Origin of the sequence: Brucella sp. NBRC 12950, assembly GCF_030268145.1 — a bacterium.
Lineage (GTDB): Bacteria > Pseudomonadota > Alphaproteobacteria > Rhizobiales > Rhizobiaceae > Brucella.
The window spans coordinates 250,271-268,553 of record NZ_BSQC01000005.1; the positions used below are offsets into that span (position 1 = coordinate 250,271).

Here is an 18,283-nt window from a genome sequence, read left to right on the forward strand (position 1 = left end):
GGCACGCAGCCCAAAGCAGCCCACCATTATCCAGTGCTCGTTTCAATCTGACTGAATCATATCGAAGCGCGCGCTAATCCTCTGTTAAACGTGCATCTTGTCCGAAAATCGCTTCACAGTTTTCGGGATGCGCTCTAAAAGAAAAACATGCAGCTCATCACGACCACAGAGGCCCTTGAAGAGGCCGTATCCGCCCTAGCCAAATCCGACTTCGTAACGGTCGATACCGAATTCATTCGGGAAACGACCTTCTGGCCGGAACTCTGTCTTATTCAGATGGCTTCGCCCGATCATACAGCTCTGGTCGATGCACTGGCGCCCGGTCTCGATCTTGCGCCCTTCTTCCGCCTGATGGCCGATGAAAAAGTGGTCAAGGTGTTCCACGCCGCACGTCAGGACATTGAAATCGTCTTCCACTTGGGCAACCTGATCCCTGCCCCGATTTTTGACAGCCAGGTTGCTGCCATGGTCTGCGGCTTTGGCGATGCCATTTCCTATGACGCTCTGGTTCAGAAAGTCACTGGAAAACACATCGACAAGTCATCGCGCTTCACCGACTGGCGCCGCCGTCCGCTGTCTGAAAAGCAGCTCGACTATGCGCTGGCCGATGTCACCTATCTGCGCGACATCTACCTTTATCTGAAAGATGAGCTTCAGAAAGAAGGCCGTAGCGAGTGGGTCAACGAGGAAATGGCTGTTCTCAGCGCGCGTGAGACCTATGACCTTCATCCAGATGATGCCTGGAAGCGCGTGAAGACGCGTATGCGCAAACCAATCGAGCTTGCTATCGTTCAATCTGTTGCTGCATGGCGCGAACGTGAAGCGCGCGAACGCAATGTTCCGCGTGGCCGCGTCATCAAGGACGACACGATCGCTGAAATCGCCCAGCAGCAGCCAAAAGATGCGGAAGCGCTCGGACGTCTTCGTTCGATCCCGAAGGGCTGGGAACGTTCGGCTCAGGCGGCAGGCTTGGTGAATGCCATTCAGGCGGCACTGGCTATTCCAAAAGAAGATCTGCCAAAGTTGCCAAAACAGTCTCATTCGCCAGAAGGCAGTGCTGCAGCTGCAGATATCCTTAAAGTGCTGCTCAAGCTTGTGACCGAAGAACACGGCGTTGCAGCCAAGATCGTCGCAAGCTCCGATGATATCGACAAGATTGCAGCCGAAGGCGAGAATGCCAATGTGCCCGCACTTCAGGGCTGGCGCCGCGAAGTCTTCGGCCAGAAAGCGCTCGATCTCATTGAAGGCAAAATCGGCATTAAATTTGAGAACCGGCGTATTCAAGCTGTCGAATTATAGCATTTCCAGCAAAAGTGCGAAGCAGTTTTGCGTCGGATAATGCGTAAAAACAAACAGTTACAGCGGTTCCAACGATTCATTCTTAACTGGAACCGCTGTAAACTAAGTAAAAAGGCCGGCGGAGAAAACTCTCGCCGGCCTTTCGATTTATCAATCATACTCTTTTCAATGATGCTCGTTCGCGTCAATCGCACTGTCGCCGATGGCAAAGAAGAGGTTCTTTCCCGTCAGCTTTGAAAGCTGCTGTAAACGTCCTTCTGGGCGGTCAGAAATCAGATCGGCGATATCTCCCGGTACGACCAGAGCAATGCCGTTATCTTCCTCACGCCAGTAAAGACGCGGGATTACGCCCGGCATAGATGCCGATAGCAGATAGATGACGCGAAGCAGCGCACCCAGAAGCTTTGCCCGCTCACGCAGACGCGGTGAGGCAAGCTGTAGGATTTCCGGCGCAATTTCGTCTTCGACTAATCCTTCATGGCGATAGTAATTCGCAAGAGCCATGAAAGAACGGCCCGGATGATCGATGCCGCCGAACGAACCATGCGCGATGATGTTCAATGCCTGCGAGCCCCGATAGTCGGGATGCGCACGCCAGCTGATATCAGCCACCAGACACGCCGCCTGACGATAGCGGCTCTCATCTTCGGTTTCATCGAAACCGAGAACGGGAAGTGAAAGCGTTGTCCATGTTGCGAGCTCGCGTGCATGACGCGGCGAACGCGAACGCAGAATTGCCAGTTCTTCTGCCGAAGACAAAAGCGGATCAAGCCGCTGTTCGTTCTTGGGCAGCAGCGAATACAAATAACCTTCACGAACTCCCAGCGCCGAGAATACGATCTTGGAGGGTTTCATGCGCCGAATAGTTTCGAGCAGAACTGTCGCGCCATAAGCAAGAAGCTGGCGACGATTTTTGGATACTGCTTCGATGCCGCGCATCGTGTCGATATTGCCTCTGGCAACCCGCGTGAGGAAGCTTTTTGCTTCCACCGGGTCCATTTCATAGCCATGCATGACGTGCAGCGGATAATGCTTGGCCGTCATATGCAGCTTGGCGAGATTTCGCCACGTACCGCCCACAGCGTAGAAGACTTCTCCCTGATGCTCTTCAAGAAGAGTCGCGCGTGCAAGCTCGGTGCGGGTGATTTTGGCGGCTTCAGGCAGTTGTTCGTTCGACATGTCCTGCAAACGCAGGCCACCGAGCGGAAGGGTAATCCCCTCACCGACCTCATGGTCATTGACGCCAACCAGCTCCAAACTGCCGCCGCCAAGGTCGCCAGTTACGCCCTGCGGTTTGTAGAAACCGGAAATGATACCCAAAGCGGAGTAATAGGCTTCTTCCTTGCCCGACAACACTTCAATGTGCCGTCCAAGAATAGCCTCGGCCTGAGAAATGAAATCAGGACCGTTTTTCGCCTCGCGAGCTGCGGCTGTTGCCAGCGCATGAATGGAAATCGCACCCGCCTGTTCGGCCAGAACGCGAAAACGCTTCAATGCGCGCAGGGCGATATCGACGGATTTCTCATTGAGCTTTCCGGTCTTGGCCAATCCTTTGCCAAGACCGCAGAGAAGCTTTTCATTGAAAAGCACTGTCGGAGACCGGACAATGCCTTCGTAAACAACGACACGGATCGAGTTGGAACCAATATCGATTACCGCGACGGGCTTGAGGCCTTTCAACCGGCCTTGTGCTACTGCTGGACTCATGAAGTCGTGTTTCTTTCCGCCTGCGCACGTTTACGATGCGCAATCAGACGGGGGGCAGATGACTTCAGCGACTTTCCGCGACCCGACAAGCTTGGATTTGTCATGAAATATTCCTGCGCGTTGAAAGCTTCCTCTCCATCTTCTTTTTCTATCCGGCGAGAGGTGCCGTCCGCAAGTAGCTGATAGCTCTGCTGGTTATCAATTATGTTGGCAAACATGATTTGCGACAGGATTTGCTGATGCACGGTGGCATTGGTAATGGGCACCAGTGTCTCTACGCGACGGTCGAGATTGCGCGGCATCATATCGGCAGAACCGATATAGACAATTGCCTTGTCTGAAGGCAGATCATGCCCGTTTCCGAAGCAGAAAATGCGGCTATGCTCGAGAAAACGCCCGACAATCGACTTTGCGCGAATGTTGTCTGAGAGGCCAGGAACACCCGGTCTCAGACAGCAGATGCCACGCACGACGAGGTCCACATGCACGCCCGCCTGACTGGCCTTGTAGAGCGCGTCAATAATCTGTGGATCAACGAGCGAGTTCATCTTCATCCAGATGGCTGCAGGCTTATGAGCCTTCGCATTGGTGATCTCGTCATCGATATGCTTCAAGATTCGCGTGCGCAAGGTAAGCGGTGAAATCCCGATCTTCATTTCTTCAGCAGGCTGCGCATAGCCGGTGATGAAGTTGAAGATGTGCGCCACATCGCGTGCGATATCGGCATCGGAAGTGAAGAATGAAAGGTCGGTGTAAATACGCGCGGTGATCGGGTGGTAGTTGCCCGTGCCAAGGTGAACATAGGAACGCAGCTTCTGGTCTTCACGGCGAACAACCAGCGACATCTTTGCGTGCGTCTTCAATTCGATAAAGCCGAAGACCACCTGAACGCCTGCGCGCTCCAGATCGCGTGCCCAGCGGATATTGGCTTCTTCATCGAAGCGGGCCTTCAGCTCAACAAGGGCTGTGACCGACTTGCCAGCTTCTGCCGCATCGACGAGCGCACGCACGATCGGGCTGTCATTGGAGGTACGGTAAAGCGTCTGCTTGATTGCCAACACATCAGGATCAGCTGCGGCCTGACGCAGAAACTGCACCACCACATCAAATGATTCATATGGATGGTGGACCACAATGTCCTTTTCACGAATCGCGGCAAAGCAATCGCCGCCGTGCTCGCGAATGCGCTCAGGGAAACGCGGATTGTAAGACACAAATTTCAGGTCATCGCGCGGGATCGAAACGACTTCCGAAATCATGTTGAGCGCCAGAAGACCTTCCAGAACGCTTATGCGGTTTTCCGAGACACCCAGTTCGGTGGCAACGAAAACACGCAGCGCTTCCGGGATTTCAGCATCGAACTCGATGCGGATCACCTGACCGCGGCGACGGCGCTTCAGAGCTGTTTCAAAAAGGCGGACCAGATCTTCCGCTTCTTCTTCGACTTCGATATCGCTGTCGCGAATGATGCGGAATGTGCCGGCACCGCGCACCTCATAGCCCGGGAACAGACGACCGATAAACAAGCTGACTGCATCTTCAATGGTGATAAAGCGGAACGCGTTCTGCTGCTCGGTCGGCAACTGGATGAAGCGCTTCAGGGCAACCGGAATGCGCAACAGCGCCGTCATCGGATGGCCATCAAGACGACGCGCAAGCTGCAATGCAATCGAGAAGCCCAGATTTGGAATAAACGGGAACGGATGCGCAGGATCGATGGAAAGCGGCGTCAGAACCGGGAAAATTGTTTCCAGGAAGTGACCTTCCAGCCAATCTTTTTCGGTCTTCGACAAGGCCGATGCGCGCACGATCTCGATGTTCTCTTTTTCAAGCTCTTCACGCAGCGTACGCAGACGTTCCTGCTGGCCTTCCTGCAGGCGGCCCACTTCTTCCAGAACGAAATCAAGCTGCTCCTGCGGCGTACGACCGTCGGCGCTGCGCATGGCAACACCTGCACGCACCTGTGCAGCAAGCCCTGCAATACGCACCATGAAGAATTCATCGAGGTTGGCTGCCGAAATCGACAGGAAGCGCAGACGCTCCAGCAGTGGCTGACGCGTATTGCCTGCTTCTTCGAGAACACGACGGTTAAACTGAAGCCAGGAAAACTCGCGATTGACGAAGCGTTCAGGGCTTTGCATCAGCTCTGCTGTCTTATCAGTGTTCAAAGCTTCGTGAGCGTTTTGAACTTTGCTGGCATTCTGGTTTGCAGAATGGTCATTTGCCGCCTGATCTGCCACATGTGCGGTCAAACCGGCGGACTGGGTTGCCACAACGCTGTTTTCGTTCATTTTTCCTGTCCCGGTTACTACCGGCAAATCCCGGCGCGACGATAAGCCTATGGCTGTCATATGACAGTTTGATAGCAAACCGCTTGAAATGTCCCCAGAATTGATGAAAACGCTTCCAGAAACAAGCCGTTCGCGGTAAACGCTTGAAAAATAGCCATCCCAATTTGAATGCCGCGATCCAAAAGCTCCGGAGCCTATTATGTCCGATCACATTATCCCGCACTTCCAGAATGACGCTGGACACAATTCCATTGAAATCGGCGTGAAGGAATTCATGTGCGTCGGCGCGAACCCGCCCTTCGATCATCCACATGTCTTCCTCGACATGGGTGACGAAAGCGAAGTGGTTTGCCCATATTGCTCGACCCTCTATCGTTACAATCCGCAGCTTCACGCTGACGAGACTGTTCCTGCAGGCTGCGTTTACGAAGCACCTGCTGACAAAGCTGCCTGAACATAAATGGCAGCATTCGTGCCGCTGATATTATGAGCAGCTTGGTCAAGGGACGCATATTGATTGCAGGGGCCGGTGTTGCCGGTCTCAGTGCAGCACTTGAATGTGCGGCACGCGGATGGACTGTCCAGCTGTTTGAAAAAGCGCAAGCCCTGTCGGAAGTCGGCGCGGGCTTGCAACTGGCTCCCAATGCGATGCGCCATCTCCAGCGCCTTGGCGTGGCCGACAGCCTTTCCTCACAAGCCGTTACGCCAGAAGCGCTTTATCTCATGGATGGGCGCAAGGCTCGCCCCCTGCTCGCCATGCAACTTGGCGACAAGGCATTCAAACGCTGGCATCATCCCTATGTCGTTTGCCATCGCGCTGATCTGCAAACAGCACTGTTAGATGCCTGCCACGACAGTCCAAATATCGAGATTAATCTCGGTGCTGAGATTATTGGCCATAAGGCAGATCAAAACGGCATCACCGCAACGGTTAGACGTGGCGGAGCAGAAGAAGATATTACTGCCAGCTATCTCATTGCCTGCGATGGCGTCTGGTCTGCACAACGCGCCAAGGCGGGGTATGAAAAGGCGCGTTTCAGCGGCCATATCGCGTGGCGTACGACACTTGCAACGGATGCCCTGCCCGCAAGCTTCAAGGCAGCAATCCCAGAACAGAAATCCGTTTCTGCATGGCTTGGCAAGAAGGCGCATTTTATCGCCTATCCGGTAAAGGGTGGCGACTTCTTCAATTTCGTCGCCATTACGACGGGCGATAACCCCGGTGAAGTCTGGTCTAAGACGGGTGACAATGCACGGCTGCAGTCAATCTATGCTGATTGGAGCGCCCCGGTACGTGATGTGCTGACCCTGGCAAGCGAGTGGACCTACTGGCCGCTTTTTGAAATGGCTGATGCTCAGTTTGTCGGCCCGGACAGAACGATATTTCTCGGTGACGCCTCTCACGCTGTCACACCCTTTGCAGCGCAGGGGGCTGCCATGGCAATTGAAGATGCGGCAGCACTTGCCGAAGCATTGGATGACCAACAGCCACAATCAGCGCTGAAGCGATTTGATTCTGTTCGCAAAGAACGGATTGCAGCAGTTGCCAAACGCGGCCAGCTGAACCGCTTTGCCTATCACGCATCAGGTGTGTTTGCGCTTGGACGCGACATGCTTTTTACCATGCGCAGCCCAGATACTTTCCTGAAAGATCTGGACTGGCTTTATGGCTATGATGCCGTTGCGGCGGTAAAAAGTTAACCTGCGTCGAGCGCAGCTTCCAGAGCGGCAATATCAATCTTCACCATCGTCATCATGGCATTTGCCACGCGCTGCCTGACCTCTGGCTCGCCGTTCTGTAGAATATCGAGCAGGAACTCCGGCACAATCTGCCAAGCAAACCCATATTTGTCGGTCAGCCAGCTGCATTCCATCGCAGAACCGCCTTCCAGCAACCGGTTCCAGAACGCATCAAGCTCTGCCTGATCCTTGCATTTCAGAATAAGCGATGTTGCCGGGTTGAACTTGAATTGTGGACCACCGTTCAAGGCAGTCATCGCCTGTCCGTCAAGTGTAAAGTTTGCAGTGACGACATCGGTGCCGCCGGATTGATGACCGTGCTGGAAGCGAATGAAGCCATCCAGAGAGGCTGGTTTTCCCAATTCTTTGAAGAGCGATACGTAATAATTGGCCGCCTCTTCAGCCTTGTTATCGAACCAGAGGCATACTGTTAAGCCAGACATGGATTGTTCCTCCCATATGTCTCAGCCCCCGACTTGTTGAGCATTTCCAGTTTGGTTGTATGGCTGGAAATGCTCGATCTATTAGTTTCAAACGTTTCTCGCTCGAAAACCGTTTCATATTTTTCGGAATATGCTTGGATTTAGCCCATCGCTTTTGCGGCTGCTTCCATATCCATCCACATCAGCTCCCAGATGTGACCGTCGAGATCTTCAAAGCTGCGACCATACATGAAACCGTAATCCTGCTTGGGAGCCGGATCAGCGCGACCACCAGCCTTAGCTGCATTTTCAACCGTTGCATCCACATCCGCTTTGCTGTCCGCCGAAAGACAGATCAAAACTTCACTTGTGGCATTGGCGTCGGAAATCTTTTTAGGCGTGAACTGGCTGAATTTCTCATGGCTGAGAATCATCGCATGGATCGTGTCGGAAAAGACCATGCAGGACGCCGTTTCGTCCGAAAACATCGGGTTCTTCGTTGCTCCGATTGCTTCATAGAAACTGGTTGAGCGAGCGACGTCTTTTACAGGAAGGTTTACGAAAATCATTTTAGGCATGGCAATTCCTCCAATTGCGGGCATGAACTGCCCATTTTCATTTGGCTTGTCTTTACGGCAGCTTTTCTATCGCCTGCCCGATCCCCCGGGCGATAAAGTCGGCATTTTATGTGTTGTTTGAAACCGACTATCATAAGATTGCTTGAACATAATGACAGATAAGTTATAATTAGCAACTATGAAGTTAGAAAAAATAACTAGTCGCGAAACACCAACAGCAAGACGCAGCTATGACGATGCTTGCGCAGCAGCACATGCCCTTGATTTGATTGGGGAACGCTGGGCCTTGCTTGTCATTCGCGAACTGATGTTCGGACCGAAGCGTTTCAACGATTTACGATCAGACTTGCCAGGAATAAGCGCCAATGTTCTCACACAGCGGCTTGAAGGACTGGAAGAAGCAGGCATTTTACGGAAGTCGAAATTGCCGCCCCCCGCATCCGTGCAGGTCTATGAATTGACTGAATGGGGCTATGAAGCAGAACCGATCCTGCAAACACTTGGTCGCTGGGCTGCACGTTCGCCGAGCCATGATCCCAATTTGCCGATTTCGACCACGTCGTTCCTGCTATCACTACGAACGATGATCGATCCCGAACGCTCGCAAGGCATGAATGCTGTGATTGGGCTTAAACTCGATGATGAAGATTTCACCGCGCACCTGCACAACGGCAGATTGGAAGTAAAGCGCGGTAAAGCTGAGCAATATGATATCGCTTTTGAAAGTTCTCCCCGCATGATGGCTGCAGCAATCTATGGAGGACAGCCCTTAATCGCCCTTGAAGAGGCAAACCTGCTCACAATGAATGGGGATCATGCTCTGGCAGAAAAATTCATCACACTGTTTCCACTTCCAGCAAAAGCACCGCTACAAAAATGAATTAAGCAACCATATGGTTGCATATATGTAAAACTCGTGTAGATTGGCAACCATACAGTTGCCAATCAAGGAGTTTGCATATCATGACAACGACATCATCGACTGATCGCATTGAGAAGACCGTGAACCTTCGCGCTGGCATTGATCGGGTATGGCGCGCGCTCACGGATCATGAGGAATTCGGCGAATGGTTCCGGGTCAAAATTGATGGACCATTTATTGTCGGCAGCGCATCGACTGGCCGCTTTACATTTGATGGATGTGGCGACACCAGATGGACGTCCTTCATCAAGGATATGAAAGCGCCGCACTATTTTTCCTTCACCTGGCATCCTTATGCTGTTGAAGCTGAAACAGATTATGCGAAAGAACCGCAGACACTGGTAGAATTCAAACTTGAAGAAATCGAGTCGGGCACAAAACTCACGGTTATCGAAACAGGCTTTGATGCCCTGCCTGCGGAGCGTCAGCCAATCGCCCTTCGAATGAACACGGGTGGTTGGGAAGAGCAGATGCGCAATATCAAGGAATACCTCGAAAGCAAATGACCGAAGCCTCGCTCACGCAATCAGCAAACATGTCTGCCATTTTTGCAGCACTGGCCGACCCAACCCGGCTGGCCCTCATTGAAACATTGAGCGACGGTGAAAGCCGCTCAATTGTCATGCTTTCACAAAATGGCAGCATTAGCAGGCAGGGAATGACCAAGCATCTTTCTGTGCTTGAGCAAGCGGGATTGGTTGAGCGCGACAAGGTAGGGCGTGAAAGCCGTTTCAGGCTTTGCCCGACCCCGCTTGTCGATGCGAGGGCCTATCTCAGCACTGTCTCTGCACAATGGGATGATGCACTGCAGCGTTTGCGTCGTTTCGTCGAAGACTGATCAAAGTCGCCGATCGCAGGATTCGAAATGGCTTTAGAGCGCGTTTCAATCTGATTGAAACAGATAGGCGCTCTAAGCCTTTTATTTGAAGCATAATCTTGTCAACGCTGATTAAACAACATTGAAGACGTGCCCTTCACGAAGCCAAGTTTCTCGTAGAAGGGCACGAGCTTATCAGGACAGTAGAGCTCAAAGCTTTTAACACGCTGCAGTTTTTCGTGGGTGATTATGCGATCCACAAGAGCTTTACCGAGGCCCTGCCCGCGAAACTGATCCGCAACAATCACATCAAAAATCATCGCCTTGAAGGTGAAGTCGCTTAGCACACGCGCAAAACCGATTATCGATCCGTGCGCATCGCGACAGAAAATCGTCAGATCGCAATGTGAAAGCATATGCGTCACATCCTCAAATGAACGCACCGAAGTCCACCACTCTTTACAATAAAACGCATGAAACTCGCGAAATTGCGCTGGCGCTAATTCTTCCGACCAATAATACTCAGCCATGACGACCTCTTTAGAGCGCATTTGAATTGCTTGAAGCAGATCGGCGCCCAAAATATTTGTTTTGACGCGAATCTTGGTCCGAAAACCGTTTCACACTTTTCGGAAGGCGCTCTAATGGTGAACAATACACCAGTCGCAAAGGCAAGCCAGAATGACAATCCAGTTTGAACAGACCTGCCCAATCTTCCGGATTTTCGATATCGAGAAAGCCAAAGATTTCTATATCGGTTTTCTGGGTTTCACACTTGATTGGGAGCATCGCTTTGCCGACGGAATGCCGCTTTATATGCAGGTTTCCCGCGCTGGTCTGACCTTGCATCTGAGCGAACATCACGGTGATGGCAGTCCGGGCGCAAATATTTTCGTCCGTATGCAGGGTGTCGAAGAATTCCACAGGGAAGTTAATGCGCGTGGCTATCGCTATATGCGGCCCGGCATCGAGGACGCGCCATGGGGCCGTGTCATGGCGGTGATTGATCCATTCGGCAATCGCATTCAGTTCTGCCAGGGGCCGAATGACGAATAGCATTTCCAGCAAGCCTGCGAAGTGCCTCCGTAGGAAAATCAGTTCGCCAGACTGATTTCTTTTCCTGCTGCGATGCGTCGGATAAGGCGTAAAACCAAACAGTTACAGCGGTTCCAACGATTCAGTCTTCACTGAAACCGCTGCAAAGAAAAGCACCCGCCGGATCGCTCTGGCGGGTGTATTATATTTCGACTAATCGAATGATTAGTGCAGAATCTGGCTCAGGAACAGTTTGGTGCGTTCATGCTGAGGGTTGTCGAAGAACTCGGCTGGCGAATTCTGCTCAACGATCTGGCCCTGATCCATAAAGATCACGCGGTTTGCGACCTGACGGGCAAAGCCCATTTCGTGCGTTACGCAGATCATCGTCATGCCTTCGGCAGCAAGGCTCACCATTGTATCAAGCACTTCCTTGACCATTTCCGGATCAAGTGCCGAGGTCGGCTCATCGAACAGCATGACCTTCGGGCTCATGCAAAGCGCGCGGGCAATCGCCACACGCTGCTGCTGACCGCCTGAAAGCTGGCCTGGATATTTGTTGGCCTGCTCTGGAATTTTCACGCGTGCCAGATAGTGCATCGCGATTTCTTCCGCCTGCTTCTTTGGCATTTTGCGAACCCAGATCGGTGCGAGCGTGCAGTTCTCCAAAATGGTCAGATGCGGGAAAAGGTTGAAGTGCTGGAACACCATGCCGACTTCGCGGCGCACTTCGTCGATCTTCTTGAGATCATTGGTGAGTTCAATGCCATCAACAATGATCTGGCCCTTCTGGTGTTCTTCCAGACGATTGACGCAACGGATCATGGTTGACTTGCCGGAACCCGAAGGACCAGCAACGACGATGCGTTCGCCACGCATGACCTTCAAGTTGATGTCACGCAGAACGTGGAACTCGCCATACCACTTGTGCATGTTCTTGATCTCGATGGCCACATCGGTCTTCGAGACTTCCAGCTTTGAACGGTCGAGTTCGACACCGAGTTCGGATTGCGGGAGGGCGCTTTGTGCACTCATTTGTATTATTCCCTTGATTCTTATCGTTTATGACCCGTGTCGAGCCTTCGTTCCATGAATATAGAGTATCGCGACATGGCGAAACAGAAAATCCAGAAAACAAAGCCCGCAAAGATCAAACCTGTTGCAGGTGTCTGTGGAGAAGCCCAGTTCGCATCGGAGAAATTCTGACGGACAATGCCGAGCAGATCGAACATGCCGATGATGTAGACCAGGCTGGTGTCTTTAAAGAGGCCGATGAAGGTATTCACGATACCCGGGATCACCAGCTTGAGCGCCTGTGGCAACACGATGAGGTTCGTCTTCTGCCAGTAGCTGAGACCCAGCGCATCGGCACCTTCATACTGCCCGCGCGGGATAGCCTGAAGGCCACCGCGCACCACTTCCGCCATATAAGCCGACGCGAAGAGTGCCACGCCGATAAGCGCACGCAACAGCTTGTCGAAGGTCACGCCCGGCGGCAGAAACAGCGGAAGCATCACGCTCGCCATGAACAACACTGTCACCAGCGGAACACCGCGAACCATTTCGATGAAGATAATACTGAAGGTCTTGATAACCGGCAGCTTTGAACGTCGTCCGAGAGCCAGCACAACACCCAACGGCAATGATACTGCAATACCCACGAAGGACAGAACCAGCGTTACCAGCAGGCCGCCCCAAAGCGGTGTTTCTACGAATGGCAGGCCAAACCAGCCGCCGACCAGCAGGAAGAAGGCGATGATCGGGAAAACGAAGAAAAAGAGGATCGCATTCAAGACCTTATGCGGCGCCCTTGGGATGAGAAGCGGCACGAGTAGCACCACGAACATCAGCGCAGTCAGATTGACACGCCAGCGTTCGGAGATCGGGTAACGTCCGTAAATGAACTGCTCGTATTTCGCATTTACAAAGGCCCAGCAGGCACCCGACCAGCCTTCTGGCTGAGTGCCGCCCTGTGCGATCGTCAGACAGGCTGTGCGGTCTGTTCCTGTCCAGGCTGCATTGATGAACAACCACTGGATGATCGGCGGAAGAAACCACGCCACAAGCAACAGACCGAGAATGGTCATAGCTGCATCAACTGGCGTGGCAAAAAGATTGACCCGCAACCAATGCGAAAGCCCCTGCACAGAACGCGGAGGTGCGTCGCCTTCGACCATTTGCGGGCGGACATATTGGAGATTTGCGTTTTCCATTGTCATCTCTCCACCAGCGCCATCTTGGCATTGAACCAGTTCATCAGAACAGAAACGATCAAGCTGATACCGAGATAGATCACCATCCAGACAGCTACGACTTCAACAGCCTGACCGGTCTGATTAAGGATCGTACCGCCAACGGCGACCAGATCCGGATAGCCGATTGCGATGGCCAGCGAAGAGTTCTTGATCAGATTGAGATATTGACTGGAGAGCGGAGGAATGATGATACGCAGCGCCTGCGGCACGATGATCAAACGCATCGTCTGACCTGGACGCAAGCCCACCGCATAAGACGCTTCGGTCTGGCCTTTATTGACGCCCAGAACGCCAGCACGAACGGTTTCAGCGATGAAGGATGCCGTATAAAACGACAAAGCCAAAAGCAGCGCGAGAAATTCTGGCTTAACCTGAGCACCACCCGTCAGATTGAAGGTTCCGAGTTTCGGAAAATCAAACGAGATAGGAAATCCGGTCACAATCAGCGCCAGTATCGGCAGGCCGATAATTAGTGCTGCGGAAACGCGAACCGTATGAAACGGCTGGCCCGTCGCCATCTGCCGACGCTTCGCCCAGCGCGCAACGAAAAATGAAACGACGATGCCAAGCAACAAGGCAACCGGCAACAGCCACGCACCCTCACCCCATACGGGCGACGGCATGAAGAAACCGCGATTATTGAGGTAGCTGCCAAGCGGCAGAGAAAGACTTTCTCGCGCCTGCGGCAAAACGGAAAGCACGCCGAAATACCAGAAGAAGATAACCAGAAGCGGAGGAATGTTTCGGAAGATCTCGACATAAACCATGCAGATCTTGCGGATCAGCCAGTTGCGCGAGAGCCGCCCAATACCCACCAGAAAGCCGATGATCGACGCCAGAACAACACCAAGTCCAGCGACGTATAGCGTGTTCATCAGGCCAACCAGAATGGCCCGGCCATAGGTGGAATCGCTTGAATAGGAAATCAGCGTCTGACTGATATCGAAGCCAGCACGACCATTCAGGAATCCGAAGCCGGAAGCGATGTTGGCGCGTTGAAGATTGGTGATCGTGTTACCCACGATCCAGTAGATCAAGCCAATAACGGCAGCAAAAACCACGACCTGATAGAAAATGCCGCGAAGCCGCGGATCATAGAGGAGTGATGTGCCGCCGCCGCTTTGGCGTCGTTCGGTTGCAGAATAGGAAGCCATATGTTCCCTGTTTTCTTTCGGCCTTTCGCATCAGCTTTGAAAATAGCTGTGGCTCCCGACCCCCACCGGGAAATCTTTTCAAAGCAGTTACGTATAAATGCCGAACCTTGCAGCCTTGCTCATAAGATACAAAGCGCGAGTTAAATTGCTTGGTGCAGTCGTCGGACCTGAGTGCCGAACCCTGAATGCGCTGCGGATTCTGAGGTCAGCTGCAAAATCATACAGCCGACAAATCCGGCGGGTGCATTGCTGCCCCCGCCCGATATTTATCCAATAAAAGCGCGTTCCTTAACGGATCGGCCTTAGCGGATCGGCATACCGTATTGCAGGCCGCCCTTGTTCCACTGCGCATTGATACCGCGAGCGATCTTGAGCGGGCTGTTGGCACCCAGATTGCGTTCGAAGAGTTCGCCGTAATTGCCGACGCCCTTAACGATATTCACAACCCAATCATTGGTGAGGCCGAGATCCGTACCGATCTTGGTATCCGCTTCCGAGCCGAGAAGACGCTTGATTTCCGGGTTATCGGAATTCTTCATCTCTTCGACATTGGCCTGCGTAATACCAAACTCTTCAGCATTCAGCAGCGCGTAGTGGGTCCAGCGGATAACGTCTGCCCACTTGGAATCGCCCTGACGGACAGCCGGTCCGAGTGGTTCCTTGGAAATGATTTCCGGCAGAACAACGTGGTCATCCGGGTTTGCCAGCGTGAGGCGGGTCGAATAGAGGCCCGACTGATCAGTCGTATAGGCATCGCAACGGCCAGAATCATAAGCTGCGTTGGCTTCTTCGAGCTTTTCGAAGACCACCGGATTGTATTCCATCTTGTTGGCGCGGAAGTAGTCAGCCATGTTCAGCTCGGTCGTGGTGCCAGCCTGAACACAGATTGAAGCGCCGGAAAGCTGAAGTGCTGAGTTAATACCCGACAGCTTCTTCGAGTTAATCATGAACCCCTGACCGTCGTAGTAATTGACGCCAGGGAAATCGAGACCCAGCGACGTATCGCGGCTGATGGTCCATGTCGTGTTGCGGATGAGGACATCCACTTCGCCCGACTGCAATGCAGTAAAGCGCTCTTTAGCATTGAGAGGCGTGAACTTTACCTTCGTTGCATCGCCGAAAATCGCGGCAGCAACCGCACGGCAATAATCAACGTCAAAACCCGACCACTCGCCCTTGTCATTAGGCGATGCGAAGCCGAGCAAACCTGTGTTGACACCACACTGCAAGAACCCCTTAGCCTTTACATCCGAAAGTGTATCGGCCGATGCTCCCGAAGCTGCGCCAAACAACGCCGCTGCACCCAATACCCCTGTCAAAACAGTCTTTTTCATCTGGCCTGCAACCTTTTATGTTCCCTGGAGATCGTGGTGGACAAATGATCCATGCACGTCTCTGTTGCTTTATTTTTTGCATGAGGTTGAAGAACAGGCCACAAGACCTCCCCCACCCCTGCTTACGCAGATATCCCTCGCCCGGAGCCGTTATCGACCCTCTGTTGTTTTTATGGGCGGAGTGATGCCTGTCGCCTTCACAGCGCTATCGAAGGCGATATTTTGGTTTTGGTCAAGCTATTAACGTCGTGGAAAAAGCCCGTTTGCCTAAAAAATGGGTCATCGACATGCAGATTTTTACACGATTTCCCAATTTTAGGGTAAAGGCGTTCAGCTTGAAAAATCAGCCGAACATAAAAAAGAGAATATTATTAAAATTCAATAATTACAGATCGTTACAGATAAAAAGAGGCGCTGAACATAGCGATCAGCACCTCAATTTTGCCCCATTCAGACCCGCGGCATCACCTGATCTTCATCTAGCGAAAAAATAATATTTCGCGTCGCCATATAGCGAGCCACCCACCATGTCGCGATAAAGCCAATTGTCAGTCCAGCCACGACATCTGTCGGATAATGCGCACCTGCTGCCAGTCGGCTGATAACGAAAAGAACACAGACCGGAACCGTGAGAAACCGCCAGCGAGGCAAGAAAATCCACAGTGAAACCAGCATGATACCGGCCATCATGGAGTGTCCGGAGGGGAAACTTTCATAAGAATGTTCGCCCCGAAACGGAGCGAAATACGCGGAGCCCAATTCATCCAGCAAAAGCGGACGCGCGCGTCCAATCAAGAGCTTTCCGATCTCCGTGGGAAAACTGCCGACCACGATCGATGCAAGAACAAGAGTCGCCCAACTGTGAAAACGGACGAGCACTTCTTGTGAAGCTAAGCGAATGTTTGGTGAGAGCAAGAAAGCCGTGCTCAGCCAAACGATAATGCCGACGCCAAGCCAGACCAAAGTGCGAATCAAATCCGTAATGGTTCTAAGCACTTCCATGACAAAGAAGTCGCTGTTCATTGCAGCGCGAACAATCTGCGCATCCCAAATATGCAGAACAAGCAAAACAAAGGGCAGCAGAACTACAAGCGCCGTCATTTCAAGTGTCCAGCTCGATGGCGCACCCGGATAAGCCGGCCTGACAAGCGCCCTTACCAACTCCGAAGCGATGCGGATCGGATAAAGAATTGTGCTTGTGGCCTTACTCTCACTCATATCGGAATTACTCTTTCTCTGGTTTACATTATCACTGTTACAAAGCGCCATGTTGCATCCGCTTCATGTGCGTCTTATCCAATAAATTGGAGTATCCACCGGAGCGGACCAAAACCTGCACATGCAAGACTGAATCCGCCGGAAACAAGTTTGCAAAGCTCTCCAAATGAGAACTGGTGGCAAAGCATGCAACATGGCCTGGAGGCAATTTCGTGACTAACAAACAGGACAAGACAGAAAAGCTGGGCATAAACACACGGTTGGCCCATGATGGTTATGAACCGCGCGATTATTATGGCTTCGTCAATCCACCCGTCGTGCGCGCCTCTACCGTTCTTTTCCCGGATGCACAGACCATGGCGACGGGCGCGCAGAAATACACTTACGGAACGCGCGGCACTCCAACCAGCGAAGCACTTTGTAAGGCTATAGACGCTCTTGAAGGTTCCGCTGGCACTGTTTGCGTGCCTTCTGGTCTTGCTGCAGTCACTATCCCTCTGCTGGCTTTCCTGTCACCCGGCGACCATGTTTTGTTTGTCGATTCTATTTACAATCCAACCCGTCACTTTGCCGATACGATCCTCAAGCGTATGGGTATCGAGGTTGAATATTACGATCCGGAGATCGGTGCAGCCATTGCAAAGCTGATGCGCCCAAACACCAAGGTCGTCTTCACGGAGTCGCCAGCATCCAACACATTTGAGGTGCAGGATATCCCGGCAATCGTAGAAGAAGCGCATAAGGCCGGTGCGATTGTGATGATGGATAACACCTGGGCAACGCCGCTTTACTTCAAACCGCTCGATTTTGGCGTTGATATCAGCATCCATGCTTCAACGAAGTATCCATCCGGTCACGCCGATATTCTTTTCGGGACAATTTCGGCCAATGAAAAGTGCTGGCCGCAGCTTCTGGAAACGCATGGCACGCTTGGCCTTTGTGCTGCACCTGACGATGCCTATCAGATCCTGCGCGGTTTGCGCACAATGGGTGTTCGTCTGGAACATCACCGCAAAAGTGCGCTTGAAGTCGCTCATTGGCTTGAAAGCCATCCAGCGGTTGATCGTGTGCTGCACCCGGCCCTTGAAAGCCATCCCGGCCATGAAATCTGGAAGCGCGACTTCAAAGGCTCGTCAGGCGTCTTCGCTTTCGTTCTGAAAAGCGGCGGACGGCAGGAAGCTCACGCATTTCTGAATGCGCTTGAGATTTTTGGGCTCGGTTATTCTTGGGGCGGCTACGAAAGCCTCGCCAATGAAGTTGGCATCAAGGATCGCATGGTTGCCAAGGGCGATTATCCGGGCCCAGTCATTCGCTTGCAGATCGGCCTTGAAGATGTACCTGACCTGATTGCCGATCTCGAAAAAGGCTTTGCAGCAATCTGAATTGCCTTATCTCGTGCTCGTCTCCACGGAATAGACACATAAAATAGCAAAGCGGCTCTTGATGGTATAGGGAGCCGCTTTGTTTTTACATAGTATTTTAGTTATATATAAATAAAAATTTAGGGTGAA

General features: G+C 52.4%; 18 protein-coding genes. 8 read left to right on the plus strand and 10 right to left on the minus strand.

All coding sequences use genetic code 11. The annotated features are described in order from the left end of the window. Positions 1 to 147 precede the first annotated feature (147 nt). Entirely contained in the window at positions 148 to 1,299 is a 1,152-nt protein-coding gene (gene rnd, locus QSJ70_RS10720) for a ribonuclease D (RefSeq protein ID WP_007874429.1), read from the plus strand. 165 nt (positions 1,300 to 1,464) lie between these two features. Here the strand turns inward: rnd and ppx are convergent, their stop codons facing one another. After that, positions 1,465 to 3,006: an exopolyphosphatase gene (ppx, locus tag QSJ70_RS10725; protein WP_007874427.1), complete on the minus strand. Its 1,542-nt coding sequence runs from the start codon at positions 3,004 to 3,006 to the stop codon at positions 1,465 to 1,467. After that, a complete protein-coding gene (locus tag QSJ70_RS10730; protein ID WP_407976332.1) occupies positions 3,003 to 5,246 on the minus strand; it encodes an RNA degradosome polyphosphate kinase in 2,244 nt (747 codons plus the stop codon). The genes ppx and QSJ70_RS10730 overlap by 4 nt, the downstream gene beginning before the upstream one ends. Before the next feature lie 250 nt (positions 5,247 to 5,496). Here QSJ70_RS10730 and QSJ70_RS10735 point away from each other — a divergent pair, with 250 nt between their 5' ends. Both QSJ70_RS10735 and QSJ70_RS10740 read left to right on the plus strand, forming a co-directional pair. Beyond that, positions 5,497 to 5,751 (plus strand): zinc-finger domain-containing protein, encoded by a 255-nt coding sequence (locus QSJ70_RS10735; protein WP_007874421.1) that lies wholly within the window; start codon positions 5,497 to 5,499, stop codon positions 5,749 to 5,751. Between the two features lie 41 nt (positions 5,752 to 5,792). Further along, on the plus strand, positions 5,793 to 6,998 hold the full coding sequence (locus QSJ70_RS10740; protein WP_285536450.1) for an FAD-binding protein: 1,206 nt from the start codon (positions 5,793 to 5,795) through the stop codon (positions 6,996 to 6,998). Here QSJ70_RS10740 and QSJ70_RS10745 read toward each other — a convergent pair. Next, on the minus strand, positions 6,995 to 7,480 hold the full coding sequence (locus tag QSJ70_RS10745; RefSeq protein ID WP_237853564.1) for a VOC family protein: 486 nt from the start codon (positions 7,478 to 7,480) through the stop codon (positions 6,995 to 6,997). The genes QSJ70_RS10740 and QSJ70_RS10745 overlap by 4 nt on opposite strands. A 140-nt stretch (positions 7,481 to 7,620) precedes the next feature. Beyond that, a complete protein-coding gene (locus QSJ70_RS10750; RefSeq protein WP_007874416.1) occupies positions 7,621 to 8,037 on the minus strand; it encodes a VOC family protein in 417 nt (138 codons plus the stop codon). Positions 8,038 to 8,215: 178 nt separating this feature from the next. Between QSJ70_RS10750 and QSJ70_RS10755 the strand changes: the two genes are divergently transcribed. The 3 genes from QSJ70_RS10755 (at position 8,216) to QSJ70_RS10765 (ending at position 9,797) form a co-directional block, all read left to right on the plus strand. Beyond that, positions 8,216 to 8,917, plus strand: coding sequence for a winged helix-turn-helix transcriptional regulator (locus tag QSJ70_RS10755; RefSeq protein ID WP_285536280.1), 702 nt, complete (start codon positions 8,216 to 8,218; stop codon positions 8,915 to 8,917). Positions 8,918 to 9,000: 83 nt separating this feature from the next. Then, positions 9,001 to 9,465, plus strand: coding sequence for an SRPBCC family protein (locus QSJ70_RS10760; protein WP_064320426.1), 465 nt, complete (start codon positions 9,001 to 9,003; stop codon positions 9,463 to 9,465). Then, positions 9,462 to 9,797 carry an ArsR/SmtB family transcription factor gene (locus QSJ70_RS10765; protein WP_285536281.1) on the plus strand — a complete coding sequence of 112 codons (336 nt, stop codon included), beginning with the start codon at positions 9,462 to 9,464 and terminating at the stop codon, positions 9,795 to 9,797. The genes QSJ70_RS10760 and QSJ70_RS10765 overlap by 4 nt, the downstream gene beginning before the upstream one ends. Before the next feature lie 101 nt (positions 9,798 to 9,898). Here the strand turns inward: QSJ70_RS10765 and QSJ70_RS10770 are convergent, their stop codons facing one another. Then, the gene (locus QSJ70_RS10770) at positions 9,899 to 10,306 is read right to left on the minus strand and encodes a GNAT family N-acetyltransferase (protein ID WP_285536283.1); all 408 of its coding nucleotides are present in this window, start codon (positions 10,304 to 10,306) and stop codon (positions 9,899 to 9,901) included. A 151-nt stretch (positions 10,307 to 10,457) separates the two neighbouring features. Between QSJ70_RS10770 and QSJ70_RS10775 the strand changes: the two genes are divergently transcribed. Next, entirely contained in the window at positions 10,458 to 10,832 is a 375-nt protein-coding gene (locus QSJ70_RS10775) for a glyoxalase superfamily protein (RefSeq protein ID WP_007874404.1), read from the plus strand. A 204-nt stretch (positions 10,833 to 11,036) separates the two neighbouring features. Here the strand turns inward: QSJ70_RS10775 and QSJ70_RS10780 are convergent, their stop codons facing one another. The 5 genes from QSJ70_RS10780 to lpxE form a co-directional block, all read right to left on the minus strand. Continuing rightward, positions 11,037 to 11,846 (minus strand): amino acid ABC transporter ATP-binding protein, encoded by an 810-nt coding sequence (locus QSJ70_RS10780; RefSeq protein ID WP_007874402.1) that lies wholly within the window; start codon positions 11,844 to 11,846, stop codon positions 11,037 to 11,039. Between the two features lie 20 nt (positions 11,847 to 11,866). After that, positions 11,867 to 13,024, minus strand: coding sequence for an amino acid ABC transporter permease (locus QSJ70_RS10785; RefSeq protein WP_285536286.1), 1,158 nt, complete (start codon positions 13,022 to 13,024; stop codon positions 11,867 to 11,869). A 2-nt stretch (positions 13,025 to 13,026) separates the two neighbouring features. After that, positions 13,027 to 14,220, minus strand: a complete 1,194-nt coding sequence (locus QSJ70_RS10790) for an amino acid ABC transporter permease (protein WP_079211725.1) — start codon at positions 14,218 to 14,220, stop codon at positions 13,027 to 13,029. Positions 14,221 to 14,522: 302 nt separating this feature from the next. After that, positions 14,523 to 15,554 (minus strand): amino acid ABC transporter substrate-binding protein, encoded by a 1,032-nt coding sequence (locus tag QSJ70_RS10795; RefSeq protein WP_007874396.1) that lies wholly within the window; start codon positions 15,552 to 15,554, stop codon positions 14,523 to 14,525. A 450-nt stretch (positions 15,555 to 16,004) separates the two neighbouring features. Further along, positions 16,005 to 16,772, minus strand: coding sequence for a lipid A 1-phosphatase LpxE (gene lpxE / locus QSJ70_RS10800; RefSeq protein ID WP_007874395.1), 768 nt, complete (start codon positions 16,770 to 16,772; stop codon positions 16,005 to 16,007). 212 nt (positions 16,773 to 16,984) lie between these two features. Here lpxE and QSJ70_RS10805 point away from each other — a divergent pair, with 212 nt between their 5' ends. Then, the gene (locus QSJ70_RS10805) at positions 16,985 to 18,154 is read left to right on the plus strand and encodes a cystathionine beta-lyase (protein ID WP_285536289.1); all 1,170 of its coding nucleotides are present in this window, start codon (positions 16,985 to 16,987) and stop codon (positions 18,152 to 18,154) included. Positions 18,155 to 18,283: the final 129 nt, after the last annotated feature.